Raw genomic sequence first — 24,138 nt, forward strand, 5'->3', positions numbered from 1 at the left:
AGGCGACCTGGTGGTCGCCGCACAAGCAAACATGCAGATTGACGCCGAGATTGGCCAAAAAGACCATTTCCGGATGGAAACGAGCTAATCTCCAGCCCGCTTCGTCTTCTTCTGCCGTAAGACCTCACTGGTCAGATCGCCTACCGTTTCCTCATTGACCGGGAACGAATCATCCTTGACGGCCTTGGCGGCGTTGACCAGATATTGCATGTCCTGATCGGTCGTCCCATCCAGGCAGAAGCCCTGCTCGTCCACCGGGATCACAGGGTTGATAGCATAGGCATGCCGGTGGAAGACGGCCCGGCCCTCGCTCGAAAGGATGAAATCCATCAGTTTTCGCGCGTCTTCTTCGTACCGGGCGAATTTCAGGATGCCGATCGGCAGCCGGACAATCCCCCGGTATTGGTGTTCGATCGGGATGATCTCCGCATCCCTCAGGTAAAGCACCGCCGTCGTCGCCCAGACGATCGTGCAGTCGATCGCCCGGTGCTGCGCCGCATTCCCCAGTTCGGGGATGCACTTGGCGCTCAGGGTGGCATTCTCCTTGACCTTGTCCCAGATGCCCGCCTTTTCGAAGGTCTTTTGATGCCAGATTCCGATGGCGCAGGAGCGCGGGTTGCCGAGCCCCACTTTTATACCGGGTTTGGCGAAATCCTCTATACAAGTGATGTTTTTGGGGTTTCCGGCAGGCGTGATGATCACGGTCACAAAATAGGCAGGGATGTCCGTCTCAGGATGATAGTCGGTCACAAACCCCCGTTCCACCGCCTGGAGCAGATAGAACTCCTCGCCTGGCATGAAGAGGTCCCCTTGCTTTGAGCGGGTGATATCCGCGATAAAGTAGCCGGACCCCTTATAGGAAAAATTGACGTGGATGGACGGGTTCTGCTCTTCGAAAATCTCCTTGATTTCATTCAGGGCGCCCCTCTGCCCCAAACCGGCATGGAAAAGCAGTTCTTTATCCTCCGCGTATGCATTGGAAAATAGGAAAAGCACACCAACAAAGCAAAAAATCGCCCAATTCTTGATCACGTTCATCTCGCACTCCTTTCGCTGAATGATCAAACTGCGCCACCGAGGCGCAGACCTTGTTTAGCCGCCCCGAAGGGCGGGCGGGTTGGACATGCGGCGCCATTGCCGGACGTCATCCATTGAGGCCATGACGCAAACAGCCTGAAAAGCGGCCTTCAGCGTGTAGCTCGCGCTTGAAATCCATGCGCGCCGGAAGGGTGGCAAAGGTGGGTCCGTTGGGCAGGAGGTCTATGCCGCCGACGTGGCCGGAGGGATATCATCCGGCGTCCCAAACCCGGCTCGAAGGCAGGTCAAAAAAGAAGCGAGCTTTCGTGGCGGTGTCCTTTGTTTACATTCCATGGCCTCCAGGCTCTTGCCACGGGGCTTTGTTGTTGCCACCGCCCCCTGAACGCCACGTCATCATCAGGTAAAGAGCAATTCCGGCAATCATCACGGGGAAGAGGAAAAGCACCAGCCCCTTGACCGGGTTTCTGCTGACAATCAGCCGGACGCTGGGCGTCCGGGGCACGAACTCCGGCCCTTTCTTCTCCTTTGGCGGTGTAAACCGCTTCAAGGTCACCTGGATGTCTTTCCAGACAAAGGGTTTCATGAAATAGGCCCTGCCCTGTGCCTCTGTTTCTCCGTTCCGCAAGAAGGCCACCTCGGAGAAATTGCCTTGTGAAAGCACAGCGAGCGGGACATGTTCATTCGGGCTCTGGTTCAGGAGCTTCATGTCGTCTTTGAAATGGATCTCCCTGACAGCAAGCGTGTAGCCTTGCGGCAGCGAAAAAGACTGACCTTTTCTCAGCAGGATGTTTTCATATCTGTATCCGAGCAGGAAGCTGCCGAAATGCCCGAGCGCGACCAGGCCGAACACCACATGGATGACCAGGATGACCATCCTCGAACGGAGAACGTTCCCCTTCATGAGCCGGATCAATTTGTTCCACGAACAGAAGACGAGGTTCACGGCGAGGATGAGCATCGCGGAGCAAAGCCCGACGAACCAGACCTTCAGGAGCAAAGGCGGCTGCTTATCGCCTGAAAACCAGACAGGGACGAGTGCGCTGTTCATGATCTTGAACCCGCCTTCGTAGAAGGGCGATTCAGCGAGAAGAATCCCCCATGCAAACCAGAAAACGAGCACGGCGAGGATGACCGTTGTGAACTGCATCGAGGAGAGGAGTTCGAAGGTTCGTTTCATGACAGCGCCTTCACGATCGTGACGGTGAGCATAACCATGGGGATCATCATGCCGAGGAGGGCTTGGATATCATTAGACATGGGGGGCTTCCCGGGGGGATGAAACGCAGCCATCAGCAGAAGAAGGATGATAGTGGATTGGAAGAACGCGGTGCTCCAGTGCCAGAAATCCCCCCAGCCGTTCTGGCACCATAGGATCCCAGCGTATTCCGCACAAAGGAAGAAAAGCGCACTCAGTAGAAGAAAGTTACGCCCCTGATTGAACACCGGCCTGAGGGTTTTTCTCTCGCCGCGCCGCGACCTGAAAACGAAGAAGTGGGCTGCGGCGAAACAGGCGGAAGCCAACGCCAGGCACCGGAAGCCATGGAACATGACGACCGACCAATCCGCATGGTGCAGCCTGTAGGAGGGTGGCTCTTTCGGAAAAAACAGAGTGACCACCAGGAGAACCACCATTTCGATCCAAACCCAGATCCCGACGCCCAGCCCGCCCCTTTCGGGAGCAGCGAGAAAGACGCCCAGCAGCCCCAAAAAAAACGTTACAAAGAGGATTCCGCTGAATATCTCGAAGACCGGAGCGACCCCGGAGACCACCGTAATCACAGCGAGCACACATCCATTCAAAGCGACGCCCGCCACGGACAAGAATCTGGAAAGGCGATTCCACCCTAGGCAGACGGCTAGAAGCGTCGCGGCGTAAGCAACCCAGATCGAGACGTACCCCGGGAAAATGAAGGTTTTCATTGGACCGCTTCAACCCCTCCAAAAAGCGTCTTTCCCATCTCTGTCGTTCGGGGCTCATAACCCATTCAATACAGCGAGCCGCCCAGCATAGGCAAGCCGCGCACTCCGGCCGGCCAGCCCGCCTCCGGCGTCCGACACCCCGCATCTTTCCTGACGACCTTCCCAGGGCTCGGGCCCTCATATTCTCAGAGAAAGCCCAGCCTCCGCCCAGTAAAAGCATTGCGGCAAGGACATTTTTCTTGACAGGCATTCGTATTGACCATATATCTGAAAAGACTTATATCAGCCATGATACATCTGTCAACCTGTTTTTCTGCGTTTTCGAAACCGAGGACCCCCATCATGCAAGGTTATCATTCGTCGCCCGTGGGCCCGGAGGCCCAGACCGGACCGCTGTTCCATCTCTATCTGCAGGAATCGGCCTTCGTCTTCCTGACACCCCGAAAGCCTGCCGACCCCACTCCGTGGCAGGAGCACACCGCTTTCATCCGGGAATTCAACAGCGAACTCGAGTCCGCCTCGGACTGCACGGCACTCAACGAACCGTTCCTCGAGGACCGGCTGGCGACCCTCGACAGGAGCGCCCTGACCAAGGATGATCTCTACTGGCTGAGCATCGCCCGGTTGACGGAACTGGCCCTCCTGTGCGCAGGTAACTACGCCGACGCCTGTGAATTCCAGCTCGTCGGCGACCTGCTTCTGAACCCGCGTGTCATCTACGTTCACGTTCGCGGCGAGGATTATCCGATCGTCAAACACCGCCACGAAGCCTTGACCGAGCAGTTTGGCCGGCGTGGATGCTCCACCAGCGACGTCATCGACTGGCTGAAAAATGAAACGATCCTCGAGCTCAAAAAGGAAGCGCTTCTGCCATATCTGTATAAGCAGATGGAGGATGCCGGCTGTTTTTCGGAAAACTACCTTGAATCCATCCGGATGCGCAAGATACGAATCGCTTCCTTGATCGCCTTTCTCGCCAACGCTTCACTCAGTGATGCGGCTTCCGTGCACCAATGGATGCGCAGCGCCTCACCAAAGGACAGGAAAATGCTCGAATCCCGGTTGTGCCGCTTCGACCGGGGTGTTTTCTTGGACTTAGGGTTGGAAATTCACCAAAGGACAGAGTTTGAAACATGATCACTCCAATCCCTGACAACGTTTCGAAGAGGCACGCCCCAAAAAAGGTCAACATGCGCGAATCGCTCCCAAACAGGCCGCTGACGAAAACCAAGGTCAAATTTGAGGTCTACGGGGAAGAGATGTTGGAAAAGAGCGTGAAGCAGAGCAGCAACAGTGGACGCGTTTACCTCCCCCCGGACTGGGTAGGCTCGAGAGTCAAAATTATTCGGATCGAGTGATCCCCCCCCTTCCGCCGCTTTTTTCCCTTTTCCTCCAGCAGACGAGCCCTGACTGCGACGAGGCTTTCGGCGCCGTCTTCGCCCTTCTCACCAACTCCAGGCCCTGTTTTTAGGCTCCCCCGCCAGGGCAGAGGCCTTTACCTCCCTGCATGATCCTCTCCTTTTAGGAACCTCCCTTCCCTTCCGCTTCAATCGCCCTTGTGCGGCTCTTTTTGCAGTCTGCCAAATTCCTCCGATGGCAGTGCTTTTTGACCCCAAAAACCCTGTTCTAAGCCTTCCAGGAGCGCCTTTTTTAGAAGTTTATGTTTATAAATCAGCAACATATCTTGGTCCGACCCCAAGAAAAAAGTTGACCGCAAAGAAGGGATGGTCTATTTTGAGGCCGCTCATAAGGATTTTCCACAGGCGCGAGAGTGGCGGAACTGGCAGACGCGCTGGACTTAGGATCCAGTCGGGAAACCGGTAGGGGTTCGAGTCCCCTCTCTCGCACCATGGTAAAAACAAGGACTTACGGCCTAAAATCGTGAGTCCTTTTTAAGTGCGGGCGGAGGCTGAAAATATATACGCATACTGCAAGCAGGAAAATTAGGGCTTACGGATCAGGGTAAATACCATCGAACCCAGCCCCCCGACGAACTCGGATGAGCCGACACCCCGCCGACGAGGTCTCCCCCGCTTCCGCGCATCACAGCCGTAGCATCGATAACGCGAACCATTCAGAAACAACGCCAAGAAGTCCTCTTTGAAGCCTTCCAGCGCTTTCCCGAACGGTTCAAGGGCATTCTATCACAACCCTCTACCTACCCCCCCCTTACCCTACGCCGTATGGATCAAGAAAACGTCGGCTAGCGATGGGGGGGTACAGGTATTTACGGCATGGCGTATCTCATTTTCATTGACACATTCCTGCTGAAAAATCTAATGCTTATTCCTGAAGATAGGCTGATTTCAGGGCCAAAATAACCCCCAGTCTGGAATTTTTGGCAAACTTGTGCTGAGCATTTGAAATCCAGCGGAGGGAAAAAGGATCAAAGCCCTCAGTCCCTCCGCCCATTCAGCGCCCATGAACTGCATTGCCGCCGGCTTGCGCACAGCCCTCAGGGGGGCGTCGGGGTTGATGTGTCCGACAAGGTGGACAGAAATTGCAGGACCGGCTGGCCCAATGATGGGTTTAAGCCCAGGTTGCCAAGCTCGGTGGTATTCATATTCGCTGCAACTTCCGGGTCCGGCCAGGGCACCCTGACGGGCATGGGGGGAGGCCACCCTTGGCCAGGAACGTCCCGGGTGTTGTAAAAGTGCATGATGTGCTGCAGAGGGTGGATTTGCGTGAAAGAGAAGCTGCCATCTTGGATTTGAAAGTTGCTTTTGAAGTAACCGTTGTGGCCGTAGGCCCTGACACACTCCGGATCATCCACCCACTCCGTACCGTTCCACTTGACCCGCTTGGCGACATTGCGCAGCGTCGGCACCTTGTGCTTGCCGTAATTTCCCAGGGCCTTGGACGCGTAAGTCTCACCATCCGAGGCGGTATCCGTGGTCGCGGCCAGAAAACCGCCCAGACCCTGATCCACCCAAAGCTCTCCATCGGGGTTGATCTTTCGGGGTTGGGTATAGAAGGGATTCAGGGGGTTTTTCGGGATCCCTATGTTGTCATAGCTGAAGTCCGTGAACAACGGAGGTTTATTTCCATCCGCGCCGCTGGGCGTGAGAACGTGGCAGGTCGAGCACTTGGCTTGATCGTTGAAAACGGCCAGCCCGAAGAGTTCGGTATCGTTCAAGATGCCGTCAGCATAAGGTTTATAGCCCGCCCAGTTGGATTGTTTGATGTCTTCAACCTTGAACCCAGCCGCCGTGGCCGCCCGCCAGAATTCATCGAACCTGGAGTCGAAGGGATTGACTTCGTCCGAGCGTTCATAAGCTGCGATGGCCTTGCCTATCACCTGGTATAGAGCGTCTACATCCAGTTTCCCGTGATCAATCATTTCGCCGGTCTCATCCCAGTAGACCTGCTCAAACAGATCAGCATACTCTGATCTGAGAAGCGCCATGACGACGACCTTGATTTCCTTGGGATTATGCATTTCCACCGGGTTCAGGAAAGGTCCCAGGGCCTGCTCCTGCAAAGGATCACCTAGAGTCCAGCCGGTGGCCCGGCCATCCCAGAACATGCCTCCGAAGATCAAACCCTTTACCTCATCATAATACATAACCGGACTCTCCCCGGCGTAGGCTGCGGAGGGGGGTTTGCGGTTTCCGGCCCGGGTATGGATCACCCCGGGCATGACCGCGCCGGCCGCGTTGATCTCCGAGTTCGGCCCGGTCCAGCCCACCTTAGGATCATGGCAGGTGGCGCAGGACATCCCCGGCGGCGTTGAAAGATTGGTGTCGAAAAACAGGTGTTTGCCGAGCAGTTCCAGATCGGTGAGAGCTGGCGGATCAGGTGCGGCCTCTGCCGGCGATAATGGCTGCCACACATTGAACATCAAACCGAATGCCAAACCCAACGCCATGAATAATCGACCAATTGACTTTTCCATGATTCCCCTCCTGCTCGATCCCCTGTGGGATGCGACCCTATTTTTCCGAAACCGTCGTTATTTCCCATCCCTCTTTGCCCGACACGGAGATCTCCCCCGGGTTTCCTCCGACCCTGTTGAGGGAAAGGGTCCAACTGGAACTCTTGCGGTTCCACTTCATGGGGCCGTAGCCCCCGACTTCCAGGGATGCATCGCTTCCCAGGGCACTTGTCGCCTCCACGACGAGGGAGTCTTTCTTGCGCACGTACACCGCTTCGAGCACCTCGATGGTCAGGTCCCAGCCGTTGCAGTCCTGGTCGAGCCCGTCGTGCTTGATCTCGGACGCACCGGGATGGATGGAGGGATCCAGGTCATTGCAGTCCGAGGCCGTCCCGCAATCCGCCTCGGCGTAATAGCCGTCTCCGTCGGCATCCGTGCAGGAGAAGGGCGAGTCCAACAGATAAAACGCCTCTAGGACGTCTAAGAGACCGTAACCGTAGACGTTGTCAGGCCCTGCGAATCCAAGGTCAAGAGCCGATTCTTTCAGGGCGCCTTCGAGTTCGGCAACCGTCAACCCTGGGATGCCGCTCAGGAGGAGCGCCATGGCCCCGGCCACATGGGGCGAAGCGAAGGAGGTGCCCGAAACATACGCGTAGGAATCCGGGATCACGCCGCCGAAGGTGAGGTCGGTGGTCCTGATGCTCACTCCCGGCGCAGTCACCTCCGGGTAGATGCTTCCATCGCATGCGGACGGGCCGCGGCTGCTGTAGAGATCGATGCTGTCGGATGCGTCCACGGCGCCCGCTGCGAAACCTTCAGGATAATTCGCCGGGCTGACGCTGGTGTAATCGGAGGGTCCGCCGTTTCCTGCTGAAAAAACCACGGCGATTTCGGCGGCCTTGAGGATCTGGACATCCTCCCGGAATTCTGTGACACAGCGATCGGCCTCCTGGTCGAACCCCCAGGAATTGTTCACCACATCAGGCGCATCGTCCGTCCATGGGTCTCCGTCCGGATCCAGGAGCCATTGAAATCCCAGGTGCACGGCGCTGTAAGAGGCAGCACCAAGGTCGTTGAAGACCTTGACGGCAATCCACTGCGCATCGGGTGCCACCCCGACGGCCGTGCCCCCGTTCGACCCACCGACCATGATGCCCATGACCTGGGTGCCGTGCCCATCCCTGTCATAGGGGGTCAGGTGCTCACCGTACGGGTCGAACCAGCTGTTGGCACCCCCACGCCAGCGATCGGCGAGGTCCGGGTGGTTGACGTCCACCCCTGTGTCCATGGCAGCCACCACAACCCCTGCGCCGGTGTAGCCCAGGCTCCAGAGTTCCGGGGCCCCGATCCGGGCGATGTTCCATTCGGGGCCGGCGGGGACATCGGCGGTCGAGACGGGCGCCTCGAAGTGTTTGTCCAGTTCCACCCGTTCCACGTCCGGCCGTCTGGCCAGTGCGCGAATCAGCGCGGGCCGCGCCGTCAGCGCCAGCCCATTGACGATCCAGAGCGGCCTGAGCCCCTTTGCACCTCCCGCCCGGGCGAGCGCTTTCACGGGCGCCTGGGTCTCATCCGCCTTGTTTTTGAGGGATTGAATGAGGTTCCTCCTCCTGAGGCCCCTGTCCTTGCCCGAGAAGGCAGGCAACTCAACCTTGTCCAGCATGGTCACGATCACAGCCACCTCTTCCTGAGGACCGAGCGAAGGGAGAAGCGCTTCGAGCTCCGCCCCGATCACCCCGGCCCTGGCAGGCAGAGCGCACAACAGGAGCAGACCCGCTGCCAGGATGGCGGATCCCACCATGTTTACCGGTTTTAAAAGGCCCATCGCTTTCTCCTTATGATTATTGCACAATCAAGTTTTTCACCTCGAGGTCGCCGATCACCACCGTCACCTCGCTCCCCGACTTGACGAGCCCCGGATTCCCGAAGAACATCCAGTAAATCCGCCCTTCCTGAGGCTCGTTGGACGTGCCCTGCAGAGGGCCGACCTTTGCGGTCATCGGAACGCCAAGCACCTTGCCGGTTTCCTGATCCACGAGATAGGGCTTCACATTCCTATCGAACAACGGAGCGGCCTTGACCGGATCCACCACCCGGTACCGAAAGTCAACCATATGTCCCCGGGCGCTCATCCAGATCCCGACGATCTCGATGCCCCAGTTTTGAGCTAGATCCATCTGCATGGCCCCGGACTCACCGCTAGGGGAGGCCTCCTCCAGCGCGGGGGTAGAGATTTTCTCCGAGCAGGCCCCGGCGGCCAGCAGCATCGATGCCGAAGCGAACAGAAGCAGCCATCTGTGCAGCCGTGATAGAGTCATGAATCGAATTCCCCTTTCGTCTCTTCAAACGATCCGGGCCATTTCCGCCGGTCCGCTGCCGTTTCGGGTGCGGGGACCGGCGATGGTGCCGGAGTGCACTGGCAGCTGCGGGAGGCGTCGGCCCTCTTCCGCTCTTCAGGAGAAAAGGGTCGACGCTCCGCCGCCTCAGTTTCTCACGACATTGACCCGTACGGTCGCGGTATTGGAAGTCGCACCGTCGTCGTCTCTGACCGTGTAGGAGAAGACATCCGTGCCCAGGAAGTTCTTCCTGGGGGTAAAAACCACGCCGTTGGACACCACCTCCACGGTGCCTCCCCTGGTCGGCTGCGTGACGATGACGATCGAATCCGGATCGATGGCGCCGTCGGGATCGTAGTCGTTCTCCGTCAGGTAGACGAACGCGGTGGTGTTTCGGGTCGTGGTGGCGTAGTCGTCCACCGCCACGGGAGGATCGTTGACATCCTCGATGGTCAGCATGATCGTCGCGGAGCCCGGCAGGCCCCCGCTGTCCGTCACGGAGGCCGTAATCATGTGCATGCCTGGGGCAAGCGCCGAGGTCGAGAAGGAGCCGCCGGTGCCGATGTTTCCGTCGATGCTCGAGGTCCAGGAAAGCGTCCCGGAGAGGTCGCCGTCCTCCGCATCCATTGCGGTCCCGCTAAAGGCCACCGTCTCGCCCAAGACGAACGAAGCCCCGTCGAGCGGCGAAAGGATGTTCACGGCGGGGGTGGAGCCCCATCCGACTGTGAGATTCACCAGCATCCCCCCGCCGCTCACACCGGCATTGGTGAGATGGTGCATCCGGTCGTAAACGGCGTAGGTTTCGGCGGCTTCAGGCACCCAGATCACGTCCAGGGTCTTCATGGCCGGCAGGAGCGCGGAGTACTGCTCCCTCGGGTAAGGGTAGGGGTTTCCGTCCTCGGCGACGACCGTCCACCACCCGTTCTGAAGCGCGGGGACATGGTTCTTGAGCCCTGCGTTGAGGAGGCGGATCAGGACCCGCTGATTCGCGCTCACCGTATTCAGGGCAGGAGTGTCCGGATAGGGCTGGCCGTTGACCAGAAAATAGGCCGGGTCGTACCTCAAGGGCTGGGCCTGGAGGGGAGCCGGGTCGTGAAGAGCCGGATCGATCTCGCTGTAAAAGAGGACCAGCTCTGCGTCATACGGGACTCCAGGGTAGGCCTCTCCTAAAGCCGGCACCACCTTGACCCCGCCGTAGAGCCCCATGTGCACCTGCAGGGCCGGGTCGGCGCCGCTGTGGTAGATATACGTGCCGGGCCGCATACCGGTCCAGGTGTAGGAGCCTGTATCGCCAGCCGCGACGGTGCCGGTAAAGGAGGTGACCCTGCCGCCGTCGACCACCGGCGAAAGCGCCGAGGCCTGGCCCGGGATCACGATCGAAACCGGTACTGGAAGGTTATTCGTCAAGTGGATGGTGAGGGTGGTATCCCCCGGAAGGACCTCCAGCATCGGACCCGGCACCGTCACCACTCCCCCCGCATCCGCGTCGGCAAACCCCCACACGGTAATGACCGTGCTATCGGGCATGGTGAGCGTTGTGGCATCCGCCGTCAGGTTGTACTCCGCGGCGAAGGAGGGCGCAGCCATCAGGAGGACGGCGAGAAGGATCGATGCAAGCCATCCTGGTTTGTTCCTTGGTCTGGTGAGCTTCATGTTCGTCCCTCCTTTCCTAGTGCATGGGGGCGCCGGGGGGATTGACGATCAGCATCGTCATCATGCCGCCCGGGAAAATGTCGTAGTTGACCATCTCTTTTTCGGTGTGAGAGTGCCACATGTAGACGAATCCGCCGTAAGGGTTGAGGCCTCCTTCACCGGGGGGGAGGGCCTCCATCCGGCCTAGGAAGGGCGAACCACTCCAGAAGCCGCCGAAGGTGAGATCCAGATCCTGAGGAAGGGCGACGGGAAAGGGTTTTCCGTGGTCGGCGCACCACTCCCAGGTGTTGTCGTCGAATCCGTCACCGTCCATGTCCATGCACATGTGCGCGTAGTCGGGGTCGTTGGGATCTCCATAGATATCCCAGCCCATTCCCTTGCCCGTCCATCCGAAGATGGCATCGGCCGTCTCGCCCGGCACCGACTGCAAGGTGAACACCTCATAGCTCAGGTCCGCTCCGGCCCCGGCCTCACTTTGCAGCAGCCTCCCGTTGCGCGCGATCACCCTGGAGTGGTTGCCGTGGTGGTGGAAGGGGTGCAGATCCCTTCCCGCGCCGATGATCCTCAGCAGCAGCCTCTGCCCCGGCTGCATCATGGGCATGCTGTCATAGGGCTGGGTCGGCAGCCAATCCACACCGGGCATCAGCATGGTGTCGGGGGCGCACCGGCCGTTGATGAACCAGTAGTTCGGAAAGTAATCCGAGAGGTAGTTGGTGTCCTCGAGGGCGGCCGGCCCCTGGAACTCGACCAGCTGGTGAAGCCGCGGGTCCATCTCGCTCAGGAGGAAAAGGTACTCCTGATCGTACATCGAATCCGGGTGCCCGTACGCCGTGGGATGGGAGGCATCGAAGCCGGTGGGCCTCACGATGATCGCCCCCAGGAGCCCCATCTCCACCTGGAGTTCCGGGTGGGTGCCGCTGTGGTAGAGGTAGGTCCCCGCGTGGGTGGCGGTGAAGGTGTATTCCACTGTGCCCCCCGGCGGCGCCTCGTCGGTGATAAGGCCGGCAGTGCCGCCCTGCGTTGACACGACGTGCCCCGGGAACAGAATGGATGCATTCTGCCCGTAAGGCAGTTGGTTCGTCAGGGTCACCGTCACCTCGTCCCCCTGGTTGACGATGAAGGTCGGTCCGGGATACTGGGCCCGCCCATCCCCGTCCGCATAACCCCAGAAATAGACGCTCCCCCCGTCCGGTGTGCTGATGTGATCCGCTTTTGCGGTCAGGCTGAAGCTGGGCCCCGGGATGCCGTCGATCATGGCCCAGGCCGGGCCGCCCCACAAGATCAGGCACAGGGCAACCGAAAGCACCATGGGCAGCTTCGCCGCGTGTATGGATCGTAGTCTCATGGCTACTCCTCCTTCCATTCTTATTGGATCCGGATTTCGGTCATCATGCCGCCGAAGGGATCATCATCGTTGCTGAGGTAATTGAGATTGGTCGTGTAAAGGAAATAGGTTCCCGGATCCACATCCGCCGTGTCGAGGATGACGTCCAGGGCCTCCCCGCCGCCCAGTGTGACCGAGTGGGTCGTGTAGTAGAGGTCCTTCCCGGGGGTGATCCCGTCGGGGCTCGGCCCTCTCAGGAGCCGGGCGTTATACCCGACCACCTTCATCGGGATGCCCAGGCTCGCGAGGGTGTAAAACCGGGTCACGTTCAGATTGGAGACGCGCAGCAGGATCTTCTGGCCCTGGCTTGCCTCGATCAGGCTGCTGACGGGCTGGGAGACCCTTCCCATGTTCTCCATGGGCGGCGTCAGCGAACCCGGCACGATCGTGTCAGGGTATCCCCGGCCGTTCAGCATGGGATAATCGTCCCTCATGAGGGCGAAGGGCAGGGGGTTGACCGATTCGCTTGCATCGTGGAACGCCGAATCGAAGGACCCGATCTGGATCGGGTACTCGACGTCGTAGTAGGTGGAGCCATCCCCGTCGTTGTAGGCGTATGTATATCCCGCCTGGTGGATGAAGCCGTTCAGGTCCTGCCCGGCGGGCAGCCGATTTTGGGCCGGTCTGACGTACAGGTTTCCGAGCATACCCATCTGCATGTGCTCGGTGGCCTCCACGTGGCAGTGGTACATGTAGGTGCCGGGCTCCACCACGTGGTAGAAATAGGTGAGGGTCGCCCCCATGTTGATCGAGATGGAGGCATCCGGCACCCCGTCAAAGACGGAGGAGGCCTGCGGGAAACCGTGCCAGTGGACCGTGTGGGGGTCGAAGAGGTCGGGGCGCATCATCATCCCGACGTTGGTGAGGTTCAGGTAAAACCGGTCCCCTTCATCGAGCACGATGGTGGGGGCGGGGAAAGCGGCCGACATCATCCCTTCCTCCATCACCCTGTCTTCGGGGATGCCCGTCACGTCGCCGAAGCCGAACATGTACATCGACCTTCCGTCGGCCATGGAGATGTACCCGTCTCCGGCTGAAAGGTGCATGCACTTGACGCCCGGGTCATACTCCGGGTTCGGTTTGTTGCTGGGCTTCCCGTTCGGCAGAAGCAGGAACGGGTCCGGTATGCTGTCCCCGTTCAGGTCACCGGGGCATTGGACAAGGATCTGGGCCATCGCAGGCACCGACCCGCCAAGCAGCAGAAAGGCCATGGCAAGCAGAGCCGCATATCTTGAAAGCTGCTTCATCTCGTTTCTCCTTTCATTGGATCTCTGCCTGCCGGGGCGATCCCCGGAAGGCAGAGCGGGTTCTCTTTACGGGAGCAGCTCGTCTGCGCCGATATCCACCGGAGCGGTTCGGAGCTCGCCGTCGAAATCCCAGGCAAGATCCGGGTAGGCCCCGCTAAGAGGGGTCCCTGCACCCACGGCAGGCGACCCTGCTTGGATGTGGTAATCGCTGCACACCCCGGGGTTTCCATCTCCAGGGACGGCATCGTCGCAGCGGGTGAGGGGCCCGAAGCGCACCTTGATGAAGTTTCCTCCCTCGTCAAAGGCCGGAGCGGGCTGCAGCGCCGTGGTGCCTTCGCCCGGAACGACCGTCGTCCCCCTGCCGCCGTTCAGATAGGGGAATACGAACCCCGGGTCCAAACTGACGTTCGTCCCGTCGTATCCGGTGGCGTCGGTCAGGATGGAGTAGGCCGGATCCAGGCTTCCGGCGGCGCCCATCACGGCGAGATCCCAGTGAGGTTCGGGTGCGGGCTGCAGCGTGTACACCGGATCCGCATCATTGGGGTCTCCCGTGAAGTAGAACGAGCGATTCTCCCAAACGATGTCGTTCGCGAGCTGCGGGTTGCTGAAGACCCCGGCCACACCCAATGCCGCCAGTTCAGGGCTGTGGGCGCGGGAGACGATGCCGGCCGGCTGGGGGCTCGACACATTCGGGTTGCCCGGCGAAAAGGCCTCGCCTGCCGTGGCCGTGCTGTCGTTGTGAGCCACGGTGTTGTGAAGGATGTTCACCCTTGCGCCGTCATAGAGCGAGATTCCGCCCCCGGCCAGGGCGGCCAGGTTGTTGACCACCATGTTGTTGAGGATGTCGATGGTGTGCCACTGGTCGGCCTTTTTTAAATTGTCGGCCACATCCTGACCGTTGGCGCGCTGGACGGCGATGCCGCCCCCATCGCCGGCTTCAGCCGCGTTGCCTTGGATCAGGTTCCCGATCACCTTGACACTGCCCGACCCGGGGCTGAGACTGCCCGGGCCGCCAAGGGGGGCCTGCCCGCCGACGAAGATGCCGCCGCCCATGACCGTCACCCCCTGGTTGAAGGATTCATTGAAGAGGACGGTGTTGCGTGCGATGAGGCCGTTGTCGCTGAGGCCCAGGTGGCCGATGCCGCCGCCCTGGCCGAGGGTGAAGTTGCCGCAGATATAGTTCTCCACGAGGCTGTAGCCGTCCGAGCCCGTGCACAGGGAGACGCCGCCACCCGCCCCGCCGAGGCCGCCGTTCTGGGTGATGTGGTTGTTGTGGATTCGGATGAAGTCATTGTCGGCATCCGAGTGCAAAAGGGTGTTGCCCTGCTCCACGGTCAACTGGGCGTGCCCGAGGCGGATGCCGCCTCCGAAAAAGCCGCTGTTGTTGATGATCCGGTTGTTGCTGATCTCCAGGTAGTCCCCATAGCCGTTGACCACGATGCCGCCGCCCTGATCGGAGCCCCTGATGGTGAAGCCGTCGATCCGGGCCCCCCGGTTCCGCGGGTGGTCGAAGCGGCTGTTCCCGCCCGACTTCGCGAGCACCAGGATGCCGGCGCCTTCCTCATTGAAGAGCGTCACGGGTTCGATCCCGCCAAAGCCGATCTCCTGGCCCGGCGCGAGGTCAACGAGGTTCCCTTCGATGAGCTGCCGAACCTTATCCCTCCAGGCCGTGAGCTTCTCGGCCTGGACGCCCTTCACCGCGTTGATGACCACGCTGCCTGCGCCGTATCCCTGCAGCCTCACCGGCTTCCACATGATCACGGATTCATTGTAGGTGCCCGGGGGCACGAGGATAAGATCCCCGGGATCGGCGGCATCGATCGCAGCCTGAATGGAGCCGCCTGCCGGGACGGTCAGGACCTCAGCCTGCCGCGCCGTCCCCACCTGGACCGTGATGCCCCTGATGGTGGAAAGGCCGTTGTCGTTGCGTGTGATGACCAGCTGGTAGGCAGCCCCCTGCCTGGGGATATTGGACGGGGTTGTGGCCGTGACAGCGGCGTTGCTCCAATTGTTCACGGTCAATGGATAAATTGTCCCATCGGCCGCGACGAGCTTGACCGTGCCTCCGCTGCCGAACCCATAGTCCCTCAAGACCGTGCGGGATCCTGCCCCATCGAAGGTCGGGTCGGGTATGGCCACCGACCCCATGGAGTAAATGGTGAGCGGGCTGTTGCCCCCCGGAACGTACGGGCCGTTTTGGACATAGTCGATCACCGGCGTCCCGTCGGGGAACTCGCAGTCGAGGGGGTACTGGTCCGGCCCCGCGAAGGCCGCCACGGGGATGACGGGCGTATCCAGGTAGGTGGTTGCACCCGGCATGTACTGGAAGGTGTAGCAGAAGGTGCTGTATTGCGCATTGTGATAGCCCAGCGGATCGGCGTTGGAATCGTTCATACAGGTGGTGATCATGTTGGGCGATATGCCGCTTGGCTGAGGCAGGTTCTCCGTGTAGGTGGAGGGCACCAGGGCATTGTACCTGCCCCACTCATCCGAGTAGGTCTGCCCGATCAGGCGGCCCGCCCAGTCGTAAATGCCGACCGGGAGCCAGGGCGGAGCATACTTTTCTCCGAACTGGGGAGAGGTGGGGTCGAACTCGTTCGCCGTATCATCCAGGATGAATCCGACAATGTGACCGGCGATCGGCGTCTGGGTGAAGAGGAAGAAGTCGGCCGCCGCATTTTGCCCGCCGCTCAGGTTGATGAACTTTCGGTCGCAGAGGTTCAAGACCGCGTCTTTCTTGGGGGCGGCGACACCGGGAAACAATGTCAGTTCAGCAGGGACCGTATACGGCTCGCCGACGCACTGAGGCGGAAGCAGCTGCGGACTGATGAGGTAATCCTCCCCGAAATCCACGTTTTTGTCCTGGCTCTTGACGATCTCGTATCCCTGGGGAGGGATCACCTCGACGACGTATTGCCCGGCGGGAAGCGGAACAACGTCGCCATTTGCAATCACACTGCCAGATGCGTCAACTGTGACACCGTCAGGGCAGTATTCCGTAAAGGCGTAGCCGCCGTCGAACACGCCCGGCCTCACCTGGTTCCAGTTGTACATGCCGTCGTAGCACCGGCCGCCGTTATAAAAGGGGTCGCCGGGGTCGCCCGGGCAGCCGGTGGGCGGATCGCCGTCCCAGCTGTCGGTGGTGGTCGAGTTGACAAGCAGGCCCGGCACCGGATTCCCGCTTCCGTCATAGACCACGGAGTACAGGTTCACGCGCACGTTGGGGATTCCCGGTTCCCAGGGCTCTGCGGCCCCGTATTCGGGGTCGTCCTCGGCACGGGTCGTCGAATAGAAGACCATCCCCGAGATGCCGCCGTTTTCTCCCGGGCCATACGCCTTTTTGCCCCACATCATGACGCTCGTTTGCCCGAGAAAACCCTGGAAGGCCTGGGTAAGGACGGGGCCTGTCTCCGTGCGATAGGCCAAACCTCCATTGTCCGGCTGGGCCTGCGGATTCAGCTGTCCGCCGAACGTCCAGGGATCGGTGCCGTCTATCGGCCCTCCATGGTCGACGACCACGGTAACCCCCGTCGCCTTGAAACGTTCGAACCCCACCTCGGCCACCTGCCAGGAGAAAAACGGGAAAACCTCGTCGAAGGGGACGTACCCCTCGTGGTCCGTGGTCATGGACTGGTACATGGTGCCGTCCCGCCAGCGCAGGTTGACGGTCTGGTCCATCATGGGCATCTCGCCTTCGCCCCAGAAGCCGTCTTCGTCCAGATCGTTGAACACGAAGTGCTCCAGCCTCGTAAACCACTGGAAGACGGGGACATCACCCAGTTCGAGGTCTGTCCCCTCCTCCACCCTGACGCCGTGAAAGGCGAAGATGAGATCCAGGTTGTCGTCCCAGACCACGAGCTGGTAATCTCCGGGCGGCACGTTGGGGATCTCGAAGGTCCCGTCGGAGTTGCATCTCTTGGCGAACACCCCTCTTCCGGCAGGCCCGAGGTTCAGGCCGACCCACGGGGTGGTGTGCCCGAACGGGGCGCCGTTATAAAAGGCATAGTCCGGCGGTCGGGAGAGGTGGAGGTTCACGACCTGGCCCGTGATGCTGCTCCCGCCGGTGAGAACCGTCGTGTCGTTCATCGGGCTCACGAATCCGAAGAAGACATGCCAGCCCGGGGGGCCGAACTCCGCGAAGAAAGGAGGTTCGTTGGCCTTGACCCAGGCGTCGATAACCCTGGTGCCCTCGATCGTGGAGGTCTGGGCCCAGTTCGTGCCCGGAGGCGGCACGGCGAGGATCCCGTACTTCCCGGGTGCGAGATTCTTGATGACCGCCTCCCCGTTCGCATCGGTGAGCACATAGCCGTTCCCCATCATCGCCACGGTGCCGTCCGGATTGTAGGTGGTCCCGATGGGGTTGCCGAAGGCGTCCATCATCATGGCGCCGGCCGACATCCCGTACCGGCCGCCTGCGTCTTCCACGATGATCTTGAAGCCGGCGAGCCCTACTTCCTGGGGAAGATCCGGCGCATTGTTGATGGGGAAGTTGTCCTCGAAGACGAAGACCGTGATCTGCGCCGTCGGGAGCGGCAGGGCGTTCAGGTAGACCGGCACATCTATTTCTCCCCCTGTGAGCGCCGCCGCGCCGATGCTCCAACTTCCCGAGTCTTTGGGAATGACGGAGACGTAGTAGGATTTCAAGGGATCCAGCGTGACAGTCATGGCATCGGGATCGACACCTTGTTCGTCTCCCACATCTCCCCACAAGACGGTCCAGGTTTCATCCCCCTGGGCGACGACCGGCATATAGCTCCGGTGAAAACTCAATGCCAGGGTGTCGGGATCGGGGGTGCCCGGAGTCGTCCGGTAGGTCAGATCCTCCTCGATGACCCAGCGGTACGCTGTCAAAGGCACCGGCGTCAGGGGTTTTTGAAGGGAATCGCGGGGTACGCCCTTCACTTCGAATACGGCCGCTTGAGCCCCCGCAAACGTCCAGGTTTGCAGAAAAAGGAAAACAGCGGCGAGGACCATCAGCCACCCGCCGGTTTTCCACCTTTCTTTCCGATTTCCCATACTTCTTCCTCTGTGAACCATGACATCCTCCTTCTCGTTGTTTGCCGCCTTCATCCACCGCCATGAAACCGTTCCGTTTCTCGCTGCCCAACCGGCGACTCCTTCCGGCCGGCAGATCCAGGCGGCCTCCGAGGCCGCCTCTGTCTCCGACGCTGGCGCTCAGACCGTTCACCGCAACGAACCGCCCGGGTCCGAACTGCGCTGAAACAGGAACCGCTGTCACACACCATTCCAGTTTCCAACCCATTCATGGACCGCTTCCTCCGCCAACCGCGCGTAACGTCTGGGCTCGCAGGGTGCCAGGAGAAGGTTCATGGCGCCCTGCAGCACCTTGTACATCTCGGATTGCCTATGCCGCTCGAGATCTTCGAGCGTCTCCCACACCTCGAACAGGCAGACTTCGTCCGGTTCCTCCAAGCTGAAGCAGGGGTCGCAGACGAGACATCCCTTGACCGACCGTATAGAAGGGACCAACGAGACCAGTGTCTGCAGGAGTTCTCTCCTTTTTTCCCGCCCGACTTTCATGTGGAAGGTGATCCAGATCATGAAAACGGATATAGCAAGATGCTGGCCAGAAAAGGCAGGCGGTGCTGAAATCACTTGAATGGCTTTAAAAACAGATACTTATACAATACGGAGAAAGAGCGGATCAAACGCATGAGGAGAGGTTCGGGGTATCCATATTTCGCGAACTATCCATATTTGGAGAGATCAAGAGCAAAAGGCGGGGGTGTTTATTCAGCAGGGTTCACTTCGTGGCGGCGGATGTGGAGTTTTTTCATCCTGGCGCGGAGCGTGCTTGGATGCAGGCCCAGGATGGAAGCTGCACCCTGTTTGCCGTTGATGCGCCAGCGGGTCGCTGTCAGGGTGGAAAGGATATGCTCCCGTTCCACCTGCTCGAGCGTTCTCAAATCGGAATCCTGGGGCTGCGGTTGATTCTCGAGCTTTTCGGCCAATACCAGCGCGGGTCCCTTACCCAGGATCACCGCACGTTCGATGACGTTCTCCAACTCCCGGATGTTGCCGGGCCAATCATATTCCTGAAGCATCCTCATACTCTCAGGATGAATCGATGTGAACCTCTTTCCGAGTTCTCTGCCGTAGCGCTCGACGAAGGCCTCGACCAGCAGAGGGATGTCATCTTTCCGCTGCCTGAGCGGGGGTACGGTCAACGGAAACACGCTCAACCGGTAAAACAGATCCTGTCGAAAACGGCCCGCGCGAACCTCTTCTTCCAGGTTCCGGTTGGTCGTCGCCAGGATCCTCATATCCACCCGGATGGTCTTGGACGAACCCAGGCGCTGAATCTCACCGTGCTGGATCACCCGCAGCAATTTTGCCTGCAATTCCAGCGGCATCTCCCCGATCTCGTCCAGACAGAGCGTCGACCCGTCTGCAGCCTCGAACCGCCCCTCCCGCCGGGCATCGGCCCCGGTGAAGGCTCCCTTCTCGAACCCGAAAAGTTCACTTTCGATCAGGTTGCTCGGCAGGGCGGCGCAATTGACGGTGATCATGAGTTTGTCCCTGCGCGGACTCATCCTGTGGACGGCCGACGCTATCAAGTCCTTCCCCGTGCCGGTTTCACCCATGATCAAGACGGTCTTGTTCGTCGGGGCGACCTGCTCGGCCCGGAAGAGGACATACTTGATGGCGCTGCTCCGGCCGATAATCTGTTCGAATTCGTGCTTCAGCTTCATCTCCTGCCGGAAATAGATGTTCTCCGCCTCCAGGCGGTCTTTGAGGGCCTCGATTTCCGACAAGGCTTTCAAGACCGCTTCTTCGGCCTTTTTCCTCTCTGTTATATCCGTCAAGACAGCGAAACTGCCCACGAACCGCCCATCTTTACTTACGATGGGTTTGGGCGAGACCAGCGTATAAATCACGGATCCATCCTTCCTGGTCCAGGCCAACTCGTACGAACTTCTAACCCCTTCCCTGCGTCGGCTCATCTGGTCGCTCAAGATCTTCCGATTCGCCTCGTCAAGCCACTCCTCGACAGAATGTCCGATGACCTCGCTGCATTCAGCCCCCAACATCGTGCACAATTTCTTGTTGGCATAGGTCCAAATCCCATTCTCGTCCTTTATCCCAAGCCCTTCGTTCATGGTTTCGACCAGTGCACGATAGCGTTCTTCACTCTCTCGCAAAGCTTCTTCCGCAGCCTTCTTCTCGGTGATATCGCGGTTGGTCCCCCGCCGTCCCAGAAAACGGCCCTCCGCATCGAAAACCGGCAGACAGACGTGGGCTATCCAGCGAATGGATCCATCGGGACGGACGATGCGAAATTTGACCTCTCCCTCCAGACGTCTATCTTCGATATGGACCACGTGGCCCCCGAAAAGAGCCTGATCATCAGGATGGATCAGCCTGGAAAACAACTGGGGATCGGAGATGAATTCCTCTGCACCGTGCAGCGTAATTTCTTTGCAGGAAGGCGAAACATAGACAAATCTTCCTCCCTCGTCCACCCACCATTCCCAGTCATAGGTGTTCTCAGCGACGATGCGGTATTTGGTTTCGGAGGCCTGCAAAGCCATTTCGGCCTCTTTCCGCCAGGTGATGTCCTGAAGAATCTCCAGCCTGCACATACTCCCGTCATCACGCGCAACAGGGGTTTCGAAAATTTCATAGGTCTTGCCTGTCCTGGCGGATTGCCACTCCCATTGAACGCTCTTTCCCTCGAACACCTCCTGACTCCTGCACCATGGGCAGACGTCCAGCCGGTCTTCCAAGTATTCATAGCATTTGCGCCGGTCGGGCGGCCCGAACTCCTTTTCGAGGACAGGGTTTACATACTCGATATCGTAGGTCTGGTTGGCGATGTAGACCCCGTAAGGCATCGCTTCCAGGATCGACAACAAGTTGTTCCGCTCGATTTCAAGGCTGCGTTCCGCGTGCCGGCGCTCTTCCACCTCCTTTGAAAGATCCCGGTTGACGCTGACCAAGTCCGCTGTACGCTCCTCTACCTTTCGCTCCAATTCCGCGTGGGCTTTTTTGAGCGCCTCCTCGCTTTCTTTGAGACTCCTGAAAAGGACGGCCTGCGGCTTTGCCACGCCCAACTCGATGATCGCTTTGTAGATGCAGTAAAATGCGGCGATTTTCAGAAAATGACCGAGAAGGTTGGGTTCTCCATACACATCGGTGTAGGCGGAAAAGAACAGTTCCGAAAGAATGGTCAAAATTATGGAAACGATGAGCAGACGAAAAACGGCGGGGTCGAAGCGCTCTCTTTTCTTCAGAAGCAGGATAATGGCCCCCAGGAGAATGAGACCGATAATGAACTCGCTCGCAATCTTAAAAAGAGTCAGACCCTCGCCCGGCACGTAACAGGTGGGAAACACATCCCAAAAAAATATAGACGACAGGAGCAAGGCCACAACCGTCGCATAGGCTGCGAGGGCGGCCTTCAAGTTCGGTCTTTTTTCAACGAAGAAAGGAGCGATCAGGAGCGACAGGCTTTGAAGGTACCGGGCGGCGATCCAGAGCTGGGTCGCCAGGTCTTCGTCATGATCGGGAAAAACGCCCATGCCTCTGTAAGCAAGTGTGTGAACGAGATCCAAACCTCCGATGAAGAGGTAGGCGACCCCCAGCAGCAACAGGTAATAGTTATCAAGGGAGCGTCGGGCATTCCAGACGAGGAGGAAAATTGCAGCGGCGACAGCCGTGCTGAATATCTCGCTCAGCGCATGAAAAAGAAGATAACTGTAAAGGCTTGTCAGGTAAAGGCCGCCGAAAACCAAGGCCGATACAATCATCAGGGCATACGATCTGCCCTCTCTTCGATCAACCGTCATGGCTTCGCTCCTCTGAATTCGGGCGCTCGCCCCATCGCTAAGCGATCCATTTCTGCCAACGGCTCCCGGAAAAAGGCCCCGTGCCGCTCATCACGGATAGCGGCCTGGACCATCTCCGTGCAATCCCTCTCGGGGGGAAAATTCCTTCTGGGAAAAGGGTTGTTCCTCTACCTCAAACGTTGCACCATTTCCGATGGATCCGCCGAAACTGAACCCTTTGCAGCCTCAGAAATAGAGCCCGCCCTCAAAAATGTCGCGGGAGAGGTGAGGTGGATCCCGCAAGAACGAACCAGTGCAGCGGAAAAAACCAATAAAACTCGCAGCAGGAAAATTCAGGTCGGGCGCACAAAATGAGCAACACCAAAAAAAGGGTTCCCAGAGGACCCCATGCACCTGTCTGAAATTTGACGCAGAGAATGGATCCGAACCCCTGGAGCAGATTTTCTGCCAATCCGTTTGCCAGATTGGAGGATGGTTCTTCGACTCGCCATGATGACTTGAGATTCCAACTAAAATAAGGAATTCAAAGCCCTGCAAAATCGTTCCGGATCGCGGACCTTTCTAAAAGATACACATCAAGGACGACCGCACAATGTTTCTAACTCACAAGGGAAAGAATAGCAAGAGCGGGAAAACGATTCTGCCTATCCTCACGAGCCCTCGCCGGCTCGGCCACTGCTCGCCTGAGCTCAGCAAGGCTCCGCGAGGCGTGGCCAAGTTCCGACTAACGAACAGTCGGAGTGAAGTTGGAGTTCTTACGCCTTATATCTCGGAGAAAATGGTCCCGCGATTGGGGGCCTCCTGATCTCGGCGGGGATGAATATCCCCTGGCGGCCCGCGCCGGGACCGTCAAACCTGAATCCCGTCACTGTTTTGGAATGACGTCCTTTAGAGCCATGATAGTCCGGGCATTTTACAAAACCAGGGCAGGTCCTGAGAATGATTGACGACTCACACTGTTTTCGGCACTTTCCCCAGGCGCAGGACCTGGTTAAGGAAAACTGCCATTACGGTGCTCAGCGTCAATGATGACTCGAAGAGCGGTCTGATAGCATGAGGAATGTCGACGAAAAGAGAGGGGAGCAGATCGAGGCTCAGTCCGAAAATAATCGATATGCCGATCACAAAGGTTTTGCGGTTATCTATACCCGCCCCGAATATGATCTGAATCCCTGAAATGATCATGAAACAGGTGACAAAAATCAGGATGGCCCCCATCACCGGCATCGGCATGAGTGAAAGAACCCCGGTTATCTTCGGAAAGAAACCGAAGATGATGAAGAGCGCACCAGCCATGTACCCGATGTAGCGGCTGGTAGCACCTGATGCGGCGCTGAAGGCTACATTGCTTGCTGAGGTGTCTGAAGCCATTCCTCCCAGCAGACCCGAGACCGTTGCGCAGCAGGCATCCGCCACAAGCCCGTTGCCGATGCGCTTCGTATCAGGTTGCGTCCATTCCGTGTCATTGACTTTTTCACACATGATGAGATTGCCGAATGACTTGAGCGCTCCGGTAATAGAGACGATAGCAAAGATTGGGACCAGTGACCACTTGAAAGTGATGTCCAGCATCCCTTTCGTTGAAGGCAATGCCAGCCACGGTACAGCGTCAATCATATGAAAGTGCTCTCTGGTCAACAAACCGGCAGGGAGTGATAAGAGATAACCGGTGATCAACCCGCCAAGGACACTGTAAAGTTTGAGAGCGGCGCAGCCTGTTTCCTCCAAAGCACACTGCATCGGCAAGCTTCTGATGGGCCAAGCCATCATCTCGCAACCATCCGTTGTTGGTTGGCAGAATATGCTGTCGGGAAGGGGCCGTATTTTTCACAAACGCTTGACTAGAGGGGGTCGGATGTCGAATTATTCTGGCTTTGGG

At 58.9% G+C, this 24,138-nt stretch carries 15 protein-coding genes and 1 tRNA gene; 3 read left to right on the forward strand and 13 right to left on the reverse strand.

Annotated features, from left to right (window positions below; translation table 11 throughout):
- Positions 1 to 84: 84 nt before the first annotated feature.
- From modA to H567_RS0116285, 3 genes are all read right to left on the reverse strand, one after another.
- On the reverse strand, positions 85 to 1,038 hold the full coding sequence (modA, locus tag H567_RS0116275) for a molybdate ABC transporter substrate-binding protein (RefSeq protein WP_028322209.1): 954 nt from the start codon (positions 1,036 to 1,038) through the stop codon (positions 85 to 87).
- A 322-nt stretch (positions 1,039 to 1,360) separates the two neighbouring features.
- Positions 1,361 to 2,215: a hypothetical protein gene (locus H567_RS0116280; protein ID WP_028322210.1), complete on the reverse strand. Its 855-nt coding sequence runs from the start codon at positions 2,213 to 2,215 to the stop codon at positions 1,361 to 1,363.
- Positions 2,212 to 2,958 (reverse strand): hypothetical protein, encoded by a 747-nt coding sequence (locus H567_RS0116285; RefSeq protein ID WP_028322211.1) that lies wholly within the window; start codon positions 2,956 to 2,958, stop codon positions 2,212 to 2,214. Before H567_RS0116285 ends, H567_RS0116280 begins: the two co-directional genes overlap by 4 nt.
- A gap of 342 nt (positions 2,959 to 3,300) precedes the next feature.
- Between H567_RS0116285 and H567_RS0116290 the strand changes: the two genes are divergently transcribed.
- The 3 genes from H567_RS0116290 (at position 3,301) to H567_RS0116305 (ending at position 4,808) form a co-directional block, all read left to right on the forward strand.
- Positions 3,301 to 4,095 (forward strand): hypothetical protein, encoded by a 795-nt coding sequence (locus H567_RS0116290; protein ID WP_028322212.1) that lies wholly within the window; start codon positions 3,301 to 3,303, stop codon positions 4,093 to 4,095.
- A 122-nt stretch (positions 4,096 to 4,217) separates the two neighbouring features.
- Complete coding sequence (locus H567_RS30130; RefSeq protein WP_244155492.1) at positions 4,218 to 4,316, forward strand: DUF2080 family transposase-associated protein; 99 nt, start codon at positions 4,218 to 4,220, stop codon at positions 4,314 to 4,316.
- A 407-nt stretch (positions 4,317 to 4,723) separates the two neighbouring features.
- Positions 4,724 to 4,808, forward strand: a tRNA-Leu gene (locus H567_RS0116305).
- Between the two features lie 605 nt (positions 4,809 to 5,413).
- On the opposite strand, the gene H567_RS0116315 is transcribed toward H567_RS0116305, so the two are convergent.
- From H567_RS0116315 to H567_RS25480, 10 genes are all read right to left on the reverse strand, one after another.
- Positions 5,414 to 6,853, reverse strand: coding sequence for a cytochrome-c peroxidase (locus H567_RS0116315; RefSeq protein WP_035254802.1), 1,440 nt, complete (start codon positions 6,851 to 6,853; stop codon positions 5,414 to 5,416).
- A 37-nt stretch (positions 6,854 to 6,890) separates the two neighbouring features.
- The gene (locus tag H567_RS0116320) at positions 6,891 to 8,654 is read right to left on the reverse strand and encodes a S8 family serine peptidase (protein ID WP_028322214.1); all 1,764 of its coding nucleotides are present in this window, start codon (positions 8,652 to 8,654) and stop codon (positions 6,891 to 6,893) included.
- A 16-nt stretch (positions 8,655 to 8,670) separates the two neighbouring features.
- Positions 8,671 to 9,147, reverse strand: a complete 477-nt coding sequence (locus H567_RS0116325) for a hypothetical protein (RefSeq protein ID WP_028322215.1) — start codon at positions 9,145 to 9,147, stop codon at positions 8,671 to 8,673.
- 165 nt (positions 9,148 to 9,312) lie between these two features.
- Positions 9,313 to 10,818 carry an Ig-like domain-containing protein gene (locus H567_RS25455; protein WP_035254804.1) on the reverse strand — a complete coding sequence of 502 codons (1,506 nt, stop codon included), beginning with the start codon at positions 10,816 to 10,818 and terminating at the stop codon, positions 9,313 to 9,315.
- A 16-nt stretch (positions 10,819 to 10,834) separates the two neighbouring features.
- On the reverse strand, positions 10,835 to 12,163 hold the full coding sequence (locus H567_RS0116335; RefSeq protein WP_035254805.1) for a multicopper oxidase domain-containing protein: 1,329 nt from the start codon (positions 12,161 to 12,163) through the stop codon (positions 10,835 to 10,837).
- 20 nt (positions 12,164 to 12,183) lie between these two features.
- Positions 12,184 to 13,449, reverse strand: a complete 1,266-nt coding sequence (locus H567_RS0116340; protein ID WP_051185038.1) for a multicopper oxidase domain-containing protein — start codon at positions 13,447 to 13,449, stop codon at positions 12,184 to 12,186.
- A 66-nt stretch (positions 13,450 to 13,515) separates the two neighbouring features.
- Complete coding sequence (locus H567_RS25460; RefSeq protein ID WP_153306224.1) at positions 13,516 to 18,465, reverse strand: hypothetical protein; 4,950 nt, start codon at positions 18,463 to 18,465, stop codon at positions 13,516 to 13,518.
- 219 nt (positions 18,466 to 18,684) lie between these two features.
- Positions 18,685 to 19,011 carry a putative quinol monooxygenase gene (locus tag H567_RS25465; protein WP_051185039.1) on the reverse strand — a complete coding sequence of 109 codons (327 nt, stop codon included), beginning with the start codon at positions 19,009 to 19,011 and terminating at the stop codon, positions 18,685 to 18,687.
- A gap of 188 nt (positions 19,012 to 19,199) precedes the next feature.
- Positions 19,200 to 22,259, reverse strand: a complete 3,060-nt coding sequence (locus H567_RS27375; RefSeq protein ID WP_051185040.1) for a sigma-54-dependent Fis family transcriptional regulator — start codon at positions 22,257 to 22,259, stop codon at positions 19,200 to 19,202.
- Positions 22,260 to 23,210: 951 nt separating this feature from the next.
- Positions 23,211 to 24,029 carry a solute carrier family 23 protein gene (locus tag H567_RS25480; RefSeq protein WP_051185041.1) on the reverse strand — a complete coding sequence of 273 codons (819 nt, stop codon included), beginning with the start codon at positions 24,027 to 24,029 and terminating at the stop codon, positions 23,211 to 23,213.
- Between the last annotated feature and the right edge of the window lie 109 nt (positions 24,030 to 24,138).

Origin of the sequence: Desulfatiglans anilini DSM 4660 (genome assembly GCF_000422285.1) — a bacterium.
Lineage (GTDB): Bacteria > Desulfobacterota > DSM-4660 > Desulfatiglandales > Desulfatiglandaceae > Desulfatiglans > Desulfatiglans anilini.